The sequence below is a fragment of the Bacteroides sp. RTP21281st1_H5_RTP21281_210402 genome, from assembly GCF_040918965.1.
GTDB lineage: Bacteria > Bacteroidota > Bacteroidia > Bacteroidales > Bacteroidaceae > Bacteroides > Bacteroides congonensis.
Window position 1 is genome coordinate 164,123 of sequence record NZ_JBCOWR010000006.1, and the last position, 21,621, is coordinate 185,743.

A 21,621-nucleotide genomic window follows, 5' to 3' on the forward strand; every position below is an offset into this window, starting at 1 on the left:
CGTCGTACTAGAATAAAAAAACAAAATCATTTCTCATATTCTCATAGCAAAACATATTCATCTGATTACTAATCACATAAAGAATGAGAATAAAATTATTTACATGCATTTCTCATTGTTTTATCAAGAAAACACGCTTAAAACAATGCATTTCTCATCCTGTTACCGGCATTTCTCATCCATCAAAAATAGTATTCTTATAGTTTGATCATCAACACTTAATGAACTGTAGCAAAACTACCGCTCATCTTCATCATAACTAGCTGATATCCAAAGATTATGCTATTGCAATCAATAGATTTTCAATAAGACATCTCTATCGTTGCACTCCAGTGAACAGATTCGTGCACTAGAGTGCACAGGTATATCCACTCGAGTGCAACGGTCTGTCCACTGGAGTGGAATAATACGGATGAAGGCAGGAAAACACAACAATGTCTGTTGTGAAAGATATGTTGTCTACCGACTCAACACACAAACTACGGTTATATTATCCTATACATATTAGTATCCTGAAACAAGGACAAGTATAATATACAGCATGAGAAATGCAAAATAAAGTATGAGAAATACCTTCTTTGAAGGCATTTTAGAGCCATAAACTATGAGAAATGCATGTAAACATTTTAATTCTCATAGTCTACACCTCTAATTATCAATCAAATACCATTCTTCATGAGAATATGAGAAATGATTTTGCTTTTTTCGCATAGAGGACAATGAGGGCTGTCCCGTCATCACGACTTCTTATTTTATGATATTTACATCGCGCCAACAGCATCTTTGAAAGACATCCCCTGCGGAATCATCAGTTTGTCCTTCAAACGCTGCTTACGTTTACTCAGGCTGTGCGATGAAATACCAAAGAAAACAGCCTGGTTTCTATGCTTTACTCCTATGTAACAAAAATAACAGAGAGCAATCTCCTCTTCGGACAGACAATCATATTTAGCCAACCAGGTTTTCAACGCATCTCCATAAAGGATATCCATAAGGGCAAACAGCCGCTTCCATTCCTCAGCTACCAATATGTGGCAAAGAGTGGCAGGAGACAGAATCGTATGCATCAATATATCAATATATTTCTGATACCCGGAGAAAGTCTCATCATCCGGGCAAATGGCTGTCAAGCCACAAGCAAAATTTGTATTCATATGCCGCCTCCTTGCCAAATCATAAAATATAAATAGTGTTTTTCACAGTATCTTCATTGTTACAATTGTTTCGCCTGCATCTTCAGCCGAATATATCCTTTCGCCGCCTGCTCCTTCAGCGCAATCCCGATGCGGGTATAGGCCGGAGCATTCACTTCGATGGTTTCAGAAGTAAATGCGACCTTGCCGGATGCTTCGATGTTGACAATCATCTGTTCTGTGCCGCTAGTGAGCAAAAGACGTGTATCGTCCAGAACTTTCCAATCGGCTTGTGTTGTTACGGCTGTTTCGAACCGGATGGGTGTATCGGCCGTAAATTCGTCACTGACAGTGAAACTGCCTTCACCCTGGCGGTCATAGACGAAAGTACGGATCAACTTATCCAGATTGGGGGTAGAATAAGCTGACGTATAGTCAATACTGAACAAGTCTTTTTCTTCTGTAAATTCTTTCCTGAGCACAATGGCTTTCGCTTCAGAACCGGCAGATTGCGTTTTCCCGTCTACCACCGGAACAGGATGCCCGTAGGAACCTTTGATCTTATATTTCGCAGGAGCTTCCGCGCTGAAATAATCACCGGGATAAGAGAAAGGGCCGCCCTGGTCGCCAACCATCGTACTCTTTCCCAAAGCGATGGCATAAGAACCGACATCATTATGGTTATGGTTTTCGGCGTTATTACCGCCTTTGGCCGAGATAGCCAGCAGACACGGACTGCCCGCGGCAGGACGCGCAACGAGGATTCCCGCTTTTTCGTAGTAAGCACGCAGAGAGTCAGAGTCTTCCTTTAACGCCTGACGGACAGCATCCGTCATTTCCATCTTCCATACTTGTCGGGGGAACAGTTCTATGAGATACAGAGAGAAGTTATTTCCTGCCGGAAGAATGTACTTTTCTGCCGGTGAAGTAACGCCAAGCGCACGGTCACAATAATCCGTAATGAATTTATCTGTCGACAGACCGATACGGCAATCGGAATAAGCCGGACATACACCCTCATTCATCTGTATCTTCTTACCATATCGGGCGATACGCACAAATTTAGGGTCACGGAAAAAGTCTATCCTGCCTTGTGTGGCACGGCATACTTCCTCACGCAGCAGGATGTAGGCACGAAAACCGTAATTGTAATAACCGACGCCTTCACTGCAATAACCGTCGTCGGCATAGCCTTTCATACCGTACACGTTATATTTTTCGGCCGCGGCTACGAAATAAGCACGTTCTTCCTTATCCGCCAGCAGAGTGAGGGCAGCCCCTGTAACGCCTGCCAGACAAACCGAGTTCCAGTTATTTGTCGCCGTGAACCACCAAAAAGGTTTTGTCTCTTCCAGACAACGGTATACGGGACGAAACACTTTCTCACGGAAAGCACACTGCACACGAGCCTTTACTTCCGGCGACAAACGGTCGTCGAGCATGGCTACACACTGCGCGATTCCGTTTCCGGCCGTGGCAACTACCAGGTCGACATAATAGTCCGTACCGTGATAATTCTTCAGATTGCGGTCGTGAGCGGGAATCGACCACGAGTTCTGATTGCAGAGAGCAACCAGAGCTTTCTCAATGGCGGGAATATATCGTCTTTTGTTTTCAAGGCATTCGGCCAATGTCAACCGGAAGAGATAATGATAACGCGCATTCATCATGTTTTCACCCGGCAGGCGGATATTCGTCTTGTTCAGGTGCAGATACAATGAATCGACAAAAGGCGGCATCCCCTTTTTCAGTAATGCGGGGGCTTCTTCTGTCAGCAGTTTTTCTGCTTTGCCGCTCTCTTTTACTTTGTTCCAGAAAGTACGGTCTTTGTAGGAAACACCCATTCCTTCCGGTTTATCGGGCAGCATGGCGGCGATTTCACGGATACGGTTTTGGGAGATATTCGTATTTTGTTTCGGGGTATCCTGTGCCATACGGTAAACTTCCGTCCCTGCCAGCAGGAAAGCACCCGGGCCGTATACTTCGGTCATATCGGGAGTCACCTTTTTGGGATCGGCACCGATAGGCTGCACGTATCCCAGTTTCCCGTCTTCTCTCACAGCCGATACCAAGGCCTGCCATCCTTTCTCCACCACAGGCAGAAATTCGTCCTTCGGCAGAAGTCCCTCGTTGATTCCATAGGCAAGGGCGTAAACAAAGAAACCGCTGCAACTCGTCTCGGGCGACGGATAGGAAGCAGGGTCGAGCAGGCTTGCGTGCCAGAAACCGTCCTTATTCTGGAGAGGGGCAATCCGCCGGCATAACTTCTGAAACAAATCCTGATAGAACGGACGGTATTTGCTTTTGGCAGGAAGTTCACGCAGCATCTCTACAAGTCCGCCGAGCACCCAGCCATTACCGCGTCCCCAGAATACTTTTGCACCATTGGCTTCTTTCATTGTAAAATAACGGTGGTCACGGTAGAAGAGGTTCTCTTCCTTGTCGAACAGGAAGTCATAAGTGGCTTTGTATTCCTTGTCCATGAAACGGATGAATTTCTTGTCACCTGTGATATTGTAGAGTTTCATGTAGACAGGCGGAGCCATGAACAGGGCGTCGCACCAAGTCCAATGTTCCAATGTGCTTGCGTCGCCATAGTTCAATTTGAACGAGCCGGAAGGCGGGTTGTCAATCACCCATCCGGCACGTGCCTGTGTCGGAATGAGCATGCTTTTCCTCTTGTACTTTTCGTACATATACAGATACATCTGCGAAATACAGATATCATCCGCATGATACATCCGCTGGTCTACCTGCCAATAGTTACGGTTTCCCAAACGTAACAGCCATTTATAATAGGAATCGTCCTTGTCCGTCTGCTCGGCTATCGCAGCCCAGTGGACAAGTCCCAGGTAGAAAGTGGCATTCACCCAGTTGAGGTCGCCATAAACAGCTTTGTTGTAATGAGCAATCTGCCAGTCGGCCACCCGCCGCATCGACTGCTTCACTTCGGTTTTAATAAATGTCTGCGCAACTGTAGTACACAAATAGCCCGTGCATAGGGCAAGGGTTAAGAGTAATTTCTTCATAATACTATAATTTTTATTCAAGGCAAAGATAACGGGCATTATGGATTAAATAGAGTCATATTTTCCGTATAAGCTGCTCTTATCTTCCATAAAGAAAGAAAAAAGCAGCTTTCCGAACAACTATATCAACTAACCCAATTACTGAATACCTGATTTATGAGTATTCAATTTCTTATCCACTAATAAGCCGTCAATGATCTTCAGCCCGAATCTCACTTTACGTTTTGCCTTGAACTTCAAGAGACATAAGTCAACGATTCCTTCAAGGGTCTTCTTGTTTCCTATGTTGACAAAAGTCGGATACAGGGCTTTCGAACCGTCGGTATGGAGACGGTCGTAAGTCAGATTCTCCATTGCATTCATATTCTGCAATTCCACCCCGACAAATTCATAATCCTGCTGATTGTAAGGTAAAGCAAAGCTGAATGCGTTGACTGCACGCAGGTCAATGCCTTTTACCTGAATTTCAATGATCTCATCTTTGTCATATGCTTGTTTCGGGGTGCTGATTTCAATCGTGCCGTCCACTTTCTCCGTACCACGGTTATCAGCACCGCCTTCAAGCTGTGTGGCAACCACCGAAATATCATAAGCGTCAATCAGCCCGTTCTTGTTGATATCGCCATTGCTGATGTATCCTTCAAAGTCGGAGTCGCCCTTTCTCAACCCTGTATAGTTGGTATAAGATGTCAGGTCATTGCCGTCAATCTTACCGTCAAGGTTGATATCTCCCTGAAGATAGCTTTCCGTTCCGGGCACTTTGAACACGTAGATTTCTTTGCCGGAACCGTAGTTGCCGACAGCTTCCGTAACGGATAGTTTGATATAGCGGGCAGTAGGATGACTGGTGAAATTGAATATCTTCACATCATCGTTACGCTGCCATTCAAATGTTCCGGCTTCTGTCCACTGTTCTTTATTCATGCTATAAGAAACGGTTCCTTTCAGCAATGTTCCGTTGCCGGCGTTGGTGCGTGGCAGGTAGTGGAACTTATCCAGTTGGTTGACAGTCACCAAGTCCATAACCAGTTCGAACGGAACGGCTTTTGCTCCGTATTTCGTATGCCAGATGTCACCTGACTCTACAAAGTCGAACAAGCGTTTCACGCCCACTCTTCCTTGCGAAGCGGCTGTACATTCGCCTTTGATACCACGGATGGCAAATTCCAACGGATCGGATTTGGTGGTAGCACCGAACTCAGCCCAATCGGAAGCTCCGTCCTTGTTGACAGCACGTATCTTGAATGAATAGGATGTTTCGGGTGCCAAGTCTTTAAACAGCAGTTCCGTATCCTTAATCGTAGTGTAGCGCATATCCATGAAATCAATCTCATAGAAATCGGCGTTGGTTACTTTGTCCCATGTCGGTTTCAGTGTATAGGCTTCCGTGTTGCTGGCAGTAATCCGGGCAATGGGAGCAGTCAGAGTTCCGGTAGTGATCCGGTGGCGGTCTTCGGACGCAAAGCTGAATCCTTCAACGCGCAATGTCGTTGTGCCTGCCGTAATATCAGTGGCAGCCAGTTTCACCAGTAGTTGAGGATTCTTGGTGATAATCATTTGCTCAAATTCACTTCCTTTGGTAGCAAACCGGTTCAGGTTGGGAGCCTCATCATAGAAGAATACATTTTCCCCTTTCTCAAATTCGTCTTTCGAAGCGGCTTTTGTCAGTTTCACTTTTTTCTTTCCCAGTTGTGCCGTTACTTTCTTCGGCAGGGCGATGAGATTGATTCTGAACTCTGTTGCCTTTTCTTTCACGAAACCTGCAAAGTTCCCTTTTGCCGGGTAGATGGTTACAGTGACATTATTCTTGCCGTCAACTTCGGATTCGATGTCTGTTGTCACTCCTTTGCCCCGTTTATATTCTTCGGACACTCCGTCGTCGTCATACTCGGTAAAGGTGCTCCTGCCATACGGGTAAAGCTCATAGATACGAATTCCCTTATTGATTTCACTTGTATTGTTATTAGGATTCGTAAGCGGAATAATCGCCCCGTTCTTCACGAATACGGGAAGTTTCCAAAGGGGAGACGCAAAGTTGTTGAGTATGCAGTTCCCTTCATATTTTTCTCCTGTGAAATAATCAATCCATGTGCCTTCAGGCAGATAAATGCCGTCGCGAATATCATTTCCTTTCTCATCCGCTTTAGTTGCCTGATAAATAGGGGCAATCAGAAAATAAGGGCCGTAGAGATATTGATATTGTGTAGCCGTGCCTTGAGTATAGGCATTCGGATATTCCAAAAACATGGCCCTTATCATCGGCATGCCGTCTACGGCTTCTCTGGCGATACTATACGCATAAGGCATCAGTTCGGATTTCAGCTTCAGATACCAGCGGTTGATAGATGTAGCCGGTTCTCCCAAGGCATGCGGATATTTTTCATTGGAACCCCAACCGTCCATGTTCAGTTCCATGGGAGTAAAGGTTTTCCACTGGAAATCACGGGTATTCACTATCAGATTCTTTCCGCCGAATATACCGTCCATGTCGGAAGTGATATTCGGTTGCCCGGACAATCCTGAACCGATATAGGTAGGGATGTGGAAACGGATATACTCCCATACGCCACCCGTCTGGTCGCCCGACCAGATTCCGGCATAACGCTGCGTTCCCGCCCAACCGTCGAGGGAGATAATAAACGGTCGGGCATCACTTCCGTAGTAAGGCATGATATGCCCGACGTCGGCCACTCCGTTCAACCCGAAAGAATAACCTGCCCCTACCCAGGCAACGTCAGTTTTCAGCACACGCACTCCGGCATCCCTTACTTCTTTCACAATATCCCTTTGCAACAAGGCGCTCACTCCTTCTTTCGGATGCAGATCCGACTGTGTCCATAGTCCGATTTCCACTCCGTTCTGACGGGCATAATCCCCCAGACTTTTCAGGTTTTGTATGTTACCGTCCAATGTTTCTGTCTGTCCGTATCCGGCTCCATAGCCGTCGTTCGGGAGCAGCCAGCCCAATGGCATGTCATGTTTCTTATAGCGGTCGATTACCGCACGTGCGGAAAATTGGTAGTTGTTCTTTTCTCCGTTCAGCGATTCTTTGATTCCGCCGTTATCTTTCTGGCTTTCTTTATACCGCTTGCCGTCCTCAAACAGGATGCCTTTCTCGTTTTCCACCCAGTAGTCGCGATTATAGGCATTCAGGTGTCCCTGATAGAAGCCGAATTTAGGCAACAGAACCGGGTTTCCTGTCAGTTGGTAGAAGTCATTCAACAAGGCTACCGCTCCGTCGTTAATCATATAGAATACGTCCAGATAATCCGATTCGTGATACAACTTAACCTTTCCCTGTTCGGACGCTCCGAAGTCGTATTTTCCTTTTTTGAAGGTGTACCACATCACGCCGTACCCATTCGTAGACCAGTAGTAAGGTGTGGGTGAAGCCACTCCCCCGTCTGTCCAGCTATTCTGGTTTTCGATGGAGATGACTTTGCCCTTATGGGAAAAACGTCCGTTCTGGACACCTCCGCCGTAAAAGTATTCTTGCGGGGTTTCTTTCAAGGTCAAAGTCACTTTTCCTTTCTCAAAAAGAGGCGCTTCCAGTTCTTCCACCACAACGGTGTTAGTCGCCAGGTTAGTTACTTTGAGTAACGAGGTCTTTTTATCCAACCGGACTTTTATCTTTTCAGTAGTCAGAAAGACGAAATCGTCATTCTCTTCCAACTCCAATCGGGAGAGTTCTTTTCGAGGATTGTCTACCAATATCTGCGCTTCCGGTTTGGCCTGAGGATCTCTGATTATTCTTCCGGAGTTGTCTTGGAATACACGGAAGATATTTGCACCGTAGAAGTCCAATGTCATTCGCCGGTTATCGGAGAATAACACTTCGATGGTGGTGGGGTTTATTTTTTTGACACCAACAATAGGAGAAGTAGGCACCGAAACTTCAACCATATTTATTTCGACAGGAGTGAATGCCTGTAATGGTACAACACAAAGCATTGCGGAAAACCCCAAAGTAAGCCAAAGAGAACTCCTTCGTTTGCTGTTTACAGTTTGATTCTTCATACGTTTATAGCTCACTATTAATTAGTTTATATATTTCATTATCTTATATATAAGTTTCACGGATTCATGTAAACAAATACAAAGTCTTATATGATTCTATCCCTATTTTTTGTATATCTATGAAGAAAAAAGCTGTCCCATTCTTATGAGACAGCCTCATTTCTAAAGGGCAATAATCAAATCAGTGCCTATTACTTCTTGCATACATTGAATTCAGCAATACATAAATTATATCCATTAGTCGGATCAAATGTAGAGAATTCCAGTTTAATATACCTACACTTAGCATCGGGGATGGCTCCTTCATACTTGAAAGGGGACGTGGTGTTAGGCCCGACAGGAATATCTTTCTTTATCAGAGTAAAATTCTCATTATCATTACTTCCATACATCGTCAAATTCCATACCTGGAAGTTCTTGTTGTTATTGCGATGCACATACTGGAAATAATTAAATTCTTGTTCTGCAGTCAAGTCTACTACCACAAACAACTGATGACCATTCGGTGTCTTATGCCCATTGTAGTCCTTACCAGGTTTAGTCAAGGCCAAATAAGTACCGGTCTTACCATCTAAAGCAAGTTCCAATGGTCCATTAGAACCATCTGTAGTATAATTATTACCATTACTAAATTTAATAGACGAATCAATTTTCCACAAGGCGCGTTCAAACCAACTTTGTGCAGCATCTACTGTGAATTTGATAGTTTGAGCCGGAGCAACTCCCATGTCATCAGCCGCTTCAATCTTAATTTCAACCTCACCGGCAGCCAATGCCGTAATCAAGCCATGTTCATCCATAGACACCGCATCTGCTCCTGATACAAGTGTATATCTCAAGTCAGGATTGGAAGCATTGACAGGATATGTCGTAATTACCGTAGCCAAATCAAATGCCTGACCAACAGCAACCTTCTTGCCGTTCAGCTTTTCCGCACCGTTCATCTTGATTTCCGATACCGGAATCTTACCTGTTACTTCCAGATTCAGCTCTTTCGAGATGTTTGAACCATCGGTTGTGTTTACCATAATAATAGCCGGCCCCTGTTGCAAGCCCTTAACAACACTTCCCTCTATTATTTCTACCATATCTTCGTAACCTTCTTTTACACTATAGGTAAGTAATTGATTATCGGCAGAAGACGGAATTACCGCAACATAACCAGCCAAGTCTACAGTTTTCTCTTCTTCCACCTTAATTCCATCACCTGCAGATATGATTACATCACTAACCAATGTCGGCTCTACCTTTAGCTTACAGCTTGTAGTAATCTCCTTATTTCCACGGAACTTCACAGTTAAAGTAGTTTCACCTACTTTCAACAATGTCAGTGTACCATCCACGGATACCGAAGCTACGGTATTGTCACCAAGTTCATAAATATAAGCCTTAGGATCAATAAATGCATCCTCAGGGGTCACAGCAATAGTAAGAGCATGCGTCTTATTTGCCAGTTTCACAGATAATACGCCATTCTCATCCACCAGATTTATTTTCAAACTAACATTGTCGTAAGAGGAGTAATCCGTATCATACTTATATTCTTCCGAACAACCGATTGCCAGACACAAAGCAGCAATCAGGCCAAACGGAGCTATCAGATATTTATATATAGATTTCATATATTACTTTATTAAATGATTACCAACCCGGATTTTGAATTATCATTCCGTGAGAAGCATTGATTTCATCTTGCGGAATAGCACTAAAGTACATCTTCTGAGAGAAGAAGTGTTGTTCAATAGGCATCAGGCTCCATGTGAAAGTACCGTCCGGCATCTTTTCCCAGACTGCCGCATTGGTCCATACACCATTTAGTTTCTCGTACAATTTACGACGTTTCAAATCCCAAAAACGGTTGCCACACTCATTAGCAAACTCAATACGTCTTTCGTTGATGATGAAATCAATCATTTCGTCTTTATCCATATTTTCCGGTACACCATATCTCTTATTAGTTCCCGGTTGAATGCCTGCCCGGTTGCGGAGTTCAAACAACTGCTTCTCTATTTCATCCCGATTCCTATCCACATCCAGCTCAGTCAAAGCCTCAGCATACAGTAACATGATATCAGCATAACGAATGAACGACAAACCTGTACCGTCACCATAATCACTATCACCTCCCAGTTTCGATTCATCACAACATTTCCTGAAGAAATAACCGGTAGCCGTACCGCCGCTCACACCATATCCATCTTGTTCGGCTCCTTTGTAGGTATATACTACCTCCGGTTCTCCTTGTTTTTTCTTCACCCATTTAGCCCCGTTATAGATAACCGTATAATCCAGACGGGGATCACGGTCTTTATACGGATTCTCCTTGTATGCTTTGCTTTCCTTATCAATCGGCGTACCGTCAATCATCGGAAAGGCTTCCACCAATTCATGATAAGGCTGAATCTGTCCTCCTCCTTTGGCACTTTTCGGCAAAAGCGCACTAGAGGGATAACAAGTGGTATACACCGTTAACCAAAACCATACCCGTTCACTGTTCACACGCTTCGTTGTAGCTTGATAAAAACCGTATCCGGGGCGAGTCGTATTATCCACCATCAACTCATGAGTTCCCAAGTTCATCAGATCTCTGGCCGCAGTCACCACATTCTGCCATCTGTTCTTGTCATAGTCATCATAGCCTACCAGCAAACGATTATCTCCGCTTCCGATATTGCCGCCATTGTATAATGGGCTGGCAGCCAATGTATACAATTCGGTCAATACACCCAAAGCGGCAGCCTTGGTAGGACGGCCATAGTCAGCGCCTGACTGTTCCAAAGGTAATGCATCCGCTACGGTCCTCAACTCCTGTGCTACATAGTTGACACATTCTTCAAATGTAGAACGAGGTAAAAGAGTCGGTTCAAATGGATCGATTACTTCATCGTATACCAACACCACTCCACCATACTGGCGCATCAAGTGAAAATAGAAGAATGCACGGATAAAACGAGCCTCGTAAGCCAGTTTTTCTTTTGTAGCATCCGTCAAAGGCGCTTTCTTATAATTCTGAAGGAAGGAATTACAACGATAAATTGTCTGATACATCTCCAGCCAACCTGTCTTGAAATCAGTGAAACCGGCATTTGTTCCTCCTTGACTGAAATCGCCTTTCGTATAAGCAGGCGTAAACTCAGTCACCTTAAAGTATGCACAGTAACGACTGTTGTCCGTTCCCGCTTCGTAATCTTTATAATTTGTCAAAGTACTAGCCACACCATGCGGAGACATTGTGACACGCCCCAGCTGCCAGAACAAAGCGGCATGGAAACCCATCACTTTCATACTGTCCGCAAAGACAGCCTCAAGATCATCCGTTTCCTTTCCTTTACTATCCAAGAATCCCTCTGAAGTTTCGGTACATGCCGCCACTACGCAGCACATAGCCAAAAAGATTATTATTATCTTCTTCATTATAATCGTTTATTTAAAAAGCAATTTGACATCCAATATTATATACGCGCTGCTGCGGATAAGTATCCATCGGGTTGCCCGAACTTACACGGCTGCTTTCCGGGTCTACTTGATAATCACCTAATGCCGACCATGTCATCAAATTCTGTGCAGAGCCGTAGAAACGAACTGAATTCAGTCCCACTTTCTTCACCCATGCGTCCGGTAGCCTGTATCCTACCTCCAGGTTTTTCCAACGGATGTAGTTAGCGGAACGCAACCAGAATGTAGACAATTCCGAGTTATTACCATTTTGCTCCCACAAAATAGGGAAAGCGGCATTCTTATTCATTTCGATCAATTGTGCCGGATCCGTCACTTTATTGCCGCTTTCATCAAACTGTGTCCATCTATTCAGGTGCAACGGACGCGGACGTCCGTCACCACTACCGATATGTAACACTTTCTCAATGCTCAATGAAGCTCCCGTCGCTCCTTGGAATAACGCACTTACATCAAAGTTCTTATAAGAAAATCCCACTGTCAGACCATAGTTGAAATCAGGGCGGGAATTACCAATAGCCACCTTATCATATTGGTCTATGATTCCGTCGGCTACTCCGTCCGGACCACTGATATCTTTGTAGCGAAGGTCACCCGGACGCAATGTTCTGAGTTTGTCATACGGCCCGTTATCTATTTCTTCTTGTGTATTATAGAAACCATCCGCCACATAACCGAATTTTGTACCGATAGCCCTACCTGTACTCATGCTCAGTTTATACGGACTGGGAGCTTCCCCCATTTCCAGAATCTTGTTTTTTGCATGCGATACGATACCACGGAAAAAATAACTGAAATCTTTTCCAATCTTGTCTCTCCAAGTCAGTTCCGCATCCCAACCTTTATTTTCCGTGCGTCCGATATTCATATAAGGCAGTACACCCGACTTATATCCGGCATAGAGAGGAACAGATTCCGGCTTCGACAAGATATCATTCCGTCGGTTATAGAAATATTCAAATGTTGCAGATAGACGGCTGTCGAACATTCTCAAATCAATACCAAGATTCAATTTCTTTTCCACTTCCCAACGTACATCCTCATTAGCAATCTTATCAAGGAAATAAGCGGGAATTTTACTTGTTGAACGCTGATTCTCCCCGAAAGGATAGTCATATTCTTTCTTGTAACTTTCAAGGTATGTATATACACCACCTACTACGGCATCAGCTCCTGAAAGACCATAGGAACCTCTCAATTTCAGCAAGTTTACCTGGAGTCCGTTAAGGAAATTCTTTGCGTACGGTTCTTCCGCCACATTCCATCCGATAGAAACTGAAGGGAAGAAGTCGAAACGGTTGGCCTTTGAGAAACGGTCCGATCCATTGTATGCCCCACTAAGCTCAAGCAAATATCTGGAATTGTAATCATAGCTGGCACGAGCAGAATAACTCATCGAGTTGCTCGGCGTATCAGAGCCTGCGCGATTGGAATACCAGTTGCCTAGCAATAAAGCACCTATATTATGTCCGCCAAAACGTCTGCTATACGACAAGTCTATACGGGTATTGATTTGTACATACGGTTTGGAAGTCGTTTCTTTCACACCCATAGGACGCAATACATACAAGTCGTCATTGATCGGTCGATAAGAATCCGATTCGGCATCATGATAGAATGCCAGATAGTCTCCATCACCTCTCTTAAGTTCCCTCTTGGTTCCCCAACGGTTGGTAAGTGCCATTACACCTCTCACTTTCAATCCTTTAGTGATAAAGTCCAATTTATGTTCCAACGTGATATTACCATTCACATTGTTCTTCCATTCACGTTTATAACCACCTTGAGACATCAATGCCAGAGGATTCATCGCCTGACCTACCTTCATGCCATACGTTCCGTCCGGATTGTATGCCGGATAGTTCCAAGGGGTGAAGTGTCCGCCAAGCAAACGGGTGAAAATACTATAAGTACCACTCTGCCCCACTGACGGTAAATGAGGTTCATTCAACTCAGACAAAATAGCATTGGCATTGATCCTGAACAGAAAGTCCTTGGTAATCTGTATATCAAAATTAGAACGGATATTGTACCGTTTCAGGTAGTAATCATTATTAAAATCCTCAGTCTTCTCCACTTCTTTGAGCAAACCTGTCTGATTCGTATAACCGATAGCCACAAAATATTTCACCTTGTCAGTACCCCCCTGTATGTCTACATTATACTGTTGCATCATAGCAGCTTTCTTATACATAAGGTCGTACCAGTCCACATTCGGGTAGAGATAAGGAGAATCGCCGGTACGGAAATGCTCCAATGCTTCATCACTAAGAAGATCCTGGTTCTTTTCCAATGCAGCGGTATTTTCCGCATTCATATACATCTCCTTTATCAGTTTCAAACTTTCATATGAATTAAGGAATGTATTTTCATAAGTAGGTTGCTGAAAACCGACATCAGCTCTGAATGTAATCTTCGGTTTGCCTTCCGAGCCACGACGGGTAGTAACCAGAATAACGCCATTGGCTCCTTTCAGACCGAAGATAGAGGTACTACCTGCATCTTTCAGCACACTGATATCCTGAATGTCGTTCGGCGAAAGTTGGGAAAGGGTTTCGATGTCCGATTCTACGTCGTCAATCAATACCAGCGGCGAAGTACTGACATCTGCATAAGTGGATATACCGCGTATAAAGATATCTGCAGCATCTTTACCCGGCTGTCCGCTTCCCTGCAACTGGAAAAGTCCCGGTAAACGTCCGGCAAGTGCATTCTGCACAGTGGAAGTGGGCGATTGCCTTAAGGTCATACCATTCACCTGGCTGATAGACGCCACGTTTGAAAGCCGGGACTTCGTACCGAACCCTTGCTGCACGATTTCTACTTCCTGAAGCATATTTCCGTCCGCCTCCATCGAGATGACCATACCATTCGTAGCTGTCACCGTCTGTGAAGCATAGCCGATATAGCTGACTTTAATCTTTGCTTTGGATGATTTCAGTTTAATGGAGAACTTACCATCAATGTCGGTGATTGTTCCGTTGCCCGGATTATTCACTTCCAGAATAGTTGCTCCGACCAATACTTCGCCAAGGTCGTCTTTAACAGTACCTTTGACGATCACTTGTGCCCATACGGCAAGTGGCATGAGCGCCAATAATAGGATGATTATTCGTTTCATAAAATTCTGTGTTTTTAATAGTTCCATCCGGGATTCTGGGTTAATTTCGTATTTCCGTTCATCTCACCTCTCGGTATAGGATACCAATACATCCTCTCATCAAAAGTAGAGGTGCGTACATTTACATAGTTATAGTCGAATGAACCGTCAGCCTGTCTCATTATCTCAACACCTTCCACAGGTTCATTCATTACGTCTTCCGCAATCTTCCAACGGCGGATATCCCAAAAACGATGTTCTTCAAATGCCAGTTCGATTCTTCGCTCGTTACGGATAATATCGCGCATTTCTTCCTGTGTGTAAGTGGCAGGCAGCCCGTAGCGTTCATCATCGCCGGCCTCAATACCCGCTCTTTTGCGCAATTTAATGATACAATCTTCAATATCAGCTTTGTTTGCATCCGTATCCGCTTCATTCAATGCTTCCGCATAGTTCAGCAGGATTTCAGCATAACGGATAATCTGATAATGATGATAGGCTCCATTGAAGCCGGAATTATCTGCTTTAGTCTCATTCAATCCCAAGAATTTTCTCAAGTAATAACCGGTTTGGGTGGTTATCAGATTAGGAACATTGGAACGGTCGAGTCCGCCATTAAACGTTTCTACCGCTCTCTTCAACCAGGTAGCGCCATTATAGAAAACTGTATATGTCAACCTCGGGTCTCTGTTCGCATAAGGGTTCTGATTGTTATATGTATATTTTCCGGTCGGGTCATCAATTCTTTTCCCGTCCAGCATCAGGAAAGCATCTACCAGATTCTGGCTCGGGCTGGTCAGCCCTTTGCACTTGTTTTTCTGATAACCGCACGGACTGTTGTCCGACTCCAGTGTAGTATTACCGGTGGCTTCTTTTATCATGATTGTTTCTTTGTTGGGAAACACATTGTTGTCTCCAAAGAGAGCCAATAATCCCGGCGTGGGATCCGTCTTATCTTCTTCTCCTTTTTGGGCAGTATAATGCAAATCATATACCCCCAGATTCATAACCGCCTTCGCGGCATCTGCTGCATCCTGCCAGGTCACCAGTTCATTTGCCGGTACACCTTCTTCTATCATCTTCTCTCTATAAAGGTCACTTGCCAGATAAAGTTTCAGACGGGAAACCAGTGCTTTCGCCACTCCTTTGTTGACGCGACCCACCAGAGCTGTCTGTGTAGTGGACGGAACAGACATGGCATCAAACAAGTCGTTATAACAAGATGCCGGATTTTCTTCACTGATTTCATCCAGAATATAGCTGGCGCATTCGGCTAAGCTACTACGGGCAATATTCCAGTCTTCATCATAATTGAACACCTTATCGCCCAATAAGGGTACGCCTCCCCATCTTTTCACCAATTCAAAATAAAAATAAGCTCTCAGCAATCTGGCTTCCGCTTTCATCGCTTTTATATCTTTCGCGGATAACTGTGAAGAAGTAGGATAACCTTCTATTTTTTCCAGAAAGAGATTTGCCCTACGGATACCTATATAGAAATTCTTCCATGCTTCGCCATCAAGACTGGCAATATTCTCCGGTGACAAATTACCGTTACGATAGTTCTCCAAACTGCCGTTTCCTCCCTTATCGCGGGTAGGCACACCGTCATCCGTAGCCGCATCGAGGTAAGAATTACTCAAACGGGTATGCAGACCGGGCAACGATAAATAAATGGCTTGATGCAGCTGCTTCATATAGAGCGCTGTCGAATCTTTCGGATTCACCACATTCGCTTCTTGATTCCATTCCAATGGTTCGGACTCGAATGTATTACATGCGCTCACTGCCAACAATCCTGTGACACATGCTACCTGAATCGTTTTATATATGAATCTTTTCATGTTTCTCTAATTTAGAATTGAATGTTAATACCGAAATTATAAGCTTTTGAATTGGGAACATACGCTTTGGTTGTCCCATCTAAAAAGTTGAGTATTTCCGGGTCACGGTCTTTGATTCCGCTGATTGTGACAAGATTGTATCCATTGACAAAGAACTTGACACCATCCAGATGAATGCGGGAAGTCCACACCTTTGGCAGCGTATAAGACAGTTCTACATTCTTCAGGCGCAGATAACTTGAATTCTGCAACCAGAAAGTAGAAGTCCTCTCGTTGTAGCTGTTGCTTCCGGCAGATACTTTGGGGTATCTTGCATTCGGGTTGTCCGGCGTCCAACGGTCGAGATGCTCTACCAATGCTTGCCCGTAGCCACTTTGAGCATTAAATGTAAACGGCATCATCTTGGTAGTAGTCTGCGAATTACCCAATCCCGACCATTGCATACTGAAGGCAAGCCCCTTCCATTCGGCAGCTAAATAAACTCCGTATTCAATCAACGGTGCATTGTTTCCGATAGCTTTGACATCTCTACCGTCAATCAAGTGGTCACCATTCAGGTCACGGTATTTGATATCACCGGGTTGTGGTTTGTAACCTTCCACCGTAGTAGTAGCTAAATAATCGTTCACTTCTTTCTGGCTCTGGAAAAGACCGTCTGCCACATAACCGAAAATCTGACTGTACTTTTCACCGACACGTTGCATATACGATTCCGGATAAGCATTTTCTCCATTAGCCAACAATTTGCTCTTATAGAACAAAGCATTGGCATTGGCTACAAATGATACATCACCGAACCTCTTGTTGTAAGTCACATCCAGTTCGATACCGCTTCTTCTGTATTTACCCAGATGTTCTTTAGGAATATCCAAACCAATCAAGTGATTGGCATCTTTGCCTACCGACTTCTGCAAAACATCGGAATAAGTATTATGGAAAAATTCTACTGTCGCGCTCAGACTTCTATTGAAAGCCTGCAAATCAAGACCGACATTCCAACGGGTTATCTTTTCCCATTTGCTCAGATAAGGCATATTAGCTTCCAGCAGGGTGCGTTGTTCGGTCACTTTATCGCCCCAATATATCTTATTTTTATCTTCCGATTTGTAGTATTTCAGATAAGTGTAATAATAATCGGTCAACGTCGCACTGCTGCTTCTATAATAAGCTCCCGTTCCATCGTTACCATTCATTCCAAAAGTAGCTCGCAGCTTCATCATATTGATAGCAGGAATATTGAACCATTCCTCTTTATGTATATTCCAACCTGCGCCCACTGAAGGGAAGATTCCCCATTGATCTCCCGGCTTAAGCGTATTGAGATTCATGCCGGCAAGGGCAAACTCCGCCATATAGCGTTTGTCATAATCATATTCTGCCCGGAAACCTACGGAGTTCTTACGTAACGGAATGTTCTTTACGCTTGATGTATAATCATTGTATGTATACAATATCTTTGTCCGAAAATTATTCTTCTTGATGTTGAAATCATAACCTATGGCAAAATCCAGATATTGCATACGATTCAGGCGACTATATTCTGTCTTGTTTTCCTGGCTGCCTGCCGATGCCATCTGATTGTACACTTCTGCCGAATTAGGATCGGTGGGGTCTTTCCAATAAGACCAGACTTCCAGATTCTTGCTCCGATTCAAGGATTCACGATAAGAAGAATTGTAAGAATAAGTGGCACTTGCATACAATCCCTTCAAAGCGCCTTGAAAACGATGTTCGAGGGTAGCATCAATGTTGAAATCAGTCTGTGGATAGAGATAATAACCGGACATCGTTGTTTGTCCATACAGGTTATTAGTCTGATGAATAGGACTACCACCCAATGTTCCGTTAGGGTTAAACACTGGATAAGCATTGTTCGGCGTAGCATACATGTCTCTATAAATACTAGACATAATCATTTTCCCCGGTGTAGTCTCACGGTACATCTGACCAAATACATTCACCTTGAAAAGTGTGTGGTCGGTAATATTGATGTCTGTATTCGTACGTAATGAGTACTTCTTCACACTCTCACGTGTATTATAACTATTCAACGAATTATCCTGTTTCAGGAATCCGTCCTGATTGTACACATTCAGATCAATAAAGTATCTCGCCACTTTACCGCCACCCGACATATTCAGATTATATTGTTGGATAGGAGCCGAGTTACGCAACAATTGATCCTGCCAATCCACATCGGGATGTGTATAAGGGCTTGCACCGGTGCGGTAAAGTTCCAAATCCGTTTGCGAATACATCGGAGACTTTCCGTCATTTAGCAACGCTTCGTTCAATAATCCGGCATATTGGTAAGCATTCAAAAACTCCGGCCGGAAAATCTGCTGATTGAATGCGAGTTGTGCTGTAAATCCGATTTTCAAAGAAGTTCTTCCACCTCGTTTGGTTTTGATATACACTACCCCGTTCCCGCTCGACATCCCCAACATAGACAGTCCCAGTCCATCTTTAATGACTGACACAGACTCAATCTGGCTCACCGGAATATTAGCATCCGAACGTGGCACGCCGTCTACCAATATAATCGGCGTATTTCCTCTCAAACGAAAGGAACGGTTTTCTGTAGGATATCCTTGTGATGTACTGATATACAATCCCGGCAATACCCCATCTAACGTGGATTCCATGTTAAACACGGGACGATGTTGCAGCCTGTCGCCCGATGCTGTGGAGACAGCCTGAACCGATACTTCAGCGTCCTGACTTCCCATTAGCACATTCTTTGTCTCAGTACGTTGCTTCAAAGGAACGTCTTTTTTACTCCCCGCCTGTTCCTGTGCGACAACAAAGTTGGCAGCACACAACAAACCAAGTGCAAGCAGGCAATGCCTGCGCTTTGAAGTGTTTCCTTGTTTCAATAGTCTTTTCATATGTATTAATTATATTAAGAGTTTCAAAATATTACCAGCCTGCATGCTCTTTCCTGTTTTCACGCGAGTCGGCATTGCGCTTCTTTTCACCGGTATAGTTCCATTCAATTTCATCTGTGTATTCTTTTCCATGATGTGTTGCGACGGTCTTGATAACATTCTTGCCTTCTTCCAATGTCACATTATCCAGTACGTAGTGTACATCGGTATAGCCATTGCGAATACCCGTCAACTCTTTACCGTTAAGATAGACTGTCGGAACATCGATATTAGAGTAAACTGTTACAGAAGTCTCTTTACGTTCGCGATTGGTGTTGCGACGTTGAGTCAGATACAATACAGGTTCTTTACTCCAATTGGCCTTGTACCAGTAATAAGAGTCTTTCTTGATTTTACGGTCGAAAGTCATCAAGCCTTTCAAGTTACGGGCAGGAACACCGCCACGACTCCACATCGGTACGCCAAAGTCGAACATATTCCAAAGGTAAGAGGCGATGATATAAGGATGTTTCGAGATTACGCTCCATTGGTATTCGTGCGTTTTCGTCTGGAAAGTTTCTGGATAAAAAGGTTTTCCCCAGTTGAGGGCATCGCCCAGATATTCTGTCTGATGTTCCAGATTGGCATCTGCGCCATATTCCGTCAGCATCAACTTCTGCCACGGATATTTCTCTTCCAAGCCTTTCACCCAAGGTTCAATATCCTGTATCTTCTTCTCATACCAACCGAAATAGCGGTTCATTCCCTGAATATCAGCATTCTGGTTGACTGCATGTTCAGCGTGACCGAAACCGTTAACAGCTACCGTATAGCGGTCAGGGTCTTCTGTCTTAGCCAGATCATGAAGTGCCTGTGTCAGCCCGGCTGTGTATTCGTGAGGCTGATAGACTTCATTATGCAATCCCCACACATAAATGGAAGGGTGATTGAAGCTCTGGCGGATCAACTCGCGAAGTTGCGACTGAGCATTTTCCGCTTCGTATCCAGTCACACGATTCACAAAAGGTATTTCAGCCCAGATAACCAATCCCAAAGAATCACAACGGGAATAGAGATAGTCCGACTGCTGATAATGGGCAAAACGAACAGTGGTCGCACCAATATCCATAATCTGCGCCAAGTCGAAATCATGTTCTTTATTGGTGAGAGCACTTCCCAGTCCCCACCAATCCTGATGGCGGGTGACTCCATACATCGGATATTGCTCACCATTCAAATAAAAGCCTTTACCTGCCACAATCTCAAACTTACGGACGCCTAAGGGCTGGATAACTTCATCAATGACTTTGCCATCTGATATCAGCTGTGAAACTACTTTATACAGATAGGGGTCTTTACGCCCCTGCCAAAGATGAGGCTTGTTCAATTTGAATGTGGAAACATAAGCCTGCGTTCCCTGAGGGGTAAGTTCCAAAGGAAGACGATGGGAAGCCACTTTCTTGCCTTCTTGAGTAAAAATAGTATTCTCAAGCACTAGGCTGGCAGGAGTAAGGCTACCATTATCCAACTTCACTTTTACAGTAATATCCGCAGAGCGTTTTGATACATTCTTCTGAGTAATATATACTCCTGGAGAAGCACAATCGGTAACTGTGATATTATTTTGCTCAGTAATAAGTAGCCATACCGGACGATAAATACCGCCATACACACCGAAAAGGTTATGGTTAACAGGTATTACATCCGGACGTGCAGTATTATCAGCCTTTACCATGATTTCATTTTCTGCGCCCAACTTAAGGGCAGTGCCGATTTCAAAAGCAAAAGCGCTATATCCCCCTTTGTGCGTTCCGACGAGTTTACCGTTCACATAAATCTCCGTGTTGGCGCCCACACCTTCAAACCGAAGAAAAACACGTTTCCCTTTCAACTCCTCACCAAAAAATTGTTTCTTTCTGTAATAGCCCACTCCTTCATAAAAAGAAGCAGCTTTTACCTGCATATCTTTGGCATTCCAAGTATGAGGAAGAGTGACGGTTTCCCATTTGCCATTCCATTGGGCGGCGACTTTCACAGGGTCTTCCGAAAAAGGCCCGCGTTTGAACAACCAGCCTTCATTGAAAGAGGTCACTTCACGGGCAGTGAGAGAGAAGAATTGCCCGAGTAGTGCTAATAAAATGAATACAAATTTAAATTTCATATTATAACCCTCTT

General features: G+C 44.2%; 9 protein-coding genes. All 9 read right to left on the reverse strand.

All coding sequences use genetic code 11. From position 1 onward, the window contains the following. Nucleotides 1-761 precede the first annotated feature (761 nt). Nucleotides 762-1,154, reverse strand: coding sequence for a hypothetical protein (locus AB5443_RS11175; RefSeq protein ID WP_022138441.1), 393 nt, complete (start codon nt 1,152-1,154; stop codon nt 762-764). A 59-nt stretch (nt 1,155-1,213) separates the two neighbouring features. Beyond that, nucleotides 1,214-4,162, reverse strand: coding sequence for a glycoside hydrolase family 88 protein (locus AB5443_RS11180; protein WP_368113416.1), 2,949 nt, complete (start codon nt 4,160-4,162; stop codon nt 1,214-1,216). 138 nt (nt 4,163-4,300) lie between these two features. Continuing rightward, nucleotides 4,301-8,179, reverse strand: coding sequence for a TIM-barrel domain-containing protein (locus AB5443_RS11185; protein WP_368113415.1), 3,879 nt, complete (start codon nt 8,177-8,179; stop codon nt 4,301-4,303). 191 nt (nt 8,180-8,370) lie between these two features. Continuing rightward, entirely contained in the window at nt 8,371-9,801 is a 1,431-nt protein-coding gene (locus AB5443_RS11190) for a discoidin domain-containing protein (protein ID WP_195661786.1), read from the reverse strand. Between the two features lie 19 nt (nt 9,802-9,820). After that, complete coding sequence (locus tag AB5443_RS11195; protein WP_368113414.1) at nt 9,821-11,593, reverse strand: RagB/SusD family nutrient uptake outer membrane protein; 1,773 nt, start codon at nt 11,591-11,593, stop codon at nt 9,821-9,823. A gap of 13 nt (nt 11,594-11,606) precedes the next feature. Next, nucleotides 11,607-14,756 (reverse strand): TonB-dependent receptor, encoded by a 3,150-nt coding sequence (locus AB5443_RS11200; RefSeq protein ID WP_022138436.1) that lies wholly within the window; start codon nt 14,754-14,756, stop codon nt 11,607-11,609. A gap of 14 nt (nt 14,757-14,770) precedes the next feature. Beyond that, nucleotides 14,771-16,579 (reverse strand): RagB/SusD family nutrient uptake outer membrane protein, encoded by a 1,809-nt coding sequence (locus AB5443_RS11205; RefSeq protein WP_022138435.1) that lies wholly within the window; start codon nt 16,577-16,579, stop codon nt 14,771-14,773. A gap of 11 nt (nt 16,580-16,590) precedes the next feature. After that, nucleotides 16,591-19,467: a SusC/RagA family TonB-linked outer membrane protein gene (locus AB5443_RS11210; protein ID WP_368113413.1), complete on the reverse strand. Its 2,877-nt coding sequence runs from the start codon at nt 19,465-19,467 to the stop codon at nt 16,591-16,593. Between the two features lie 31 nt (nt 19,468-19,498). Next, nucleotides 19,499-21,607, reverse strand: a complete 2,109-nt coding sequence (locus AB5443_RS11215) for a glycoside hydrolase family 2 protein (RefSeq protein ID WP_368113412.1) — start codon at nt 21,605-21,607, stop codon at nt 19,499-19,501. Between the last annotated feature and the right edge of the window lie 14 nt (nt 21,608-21,621).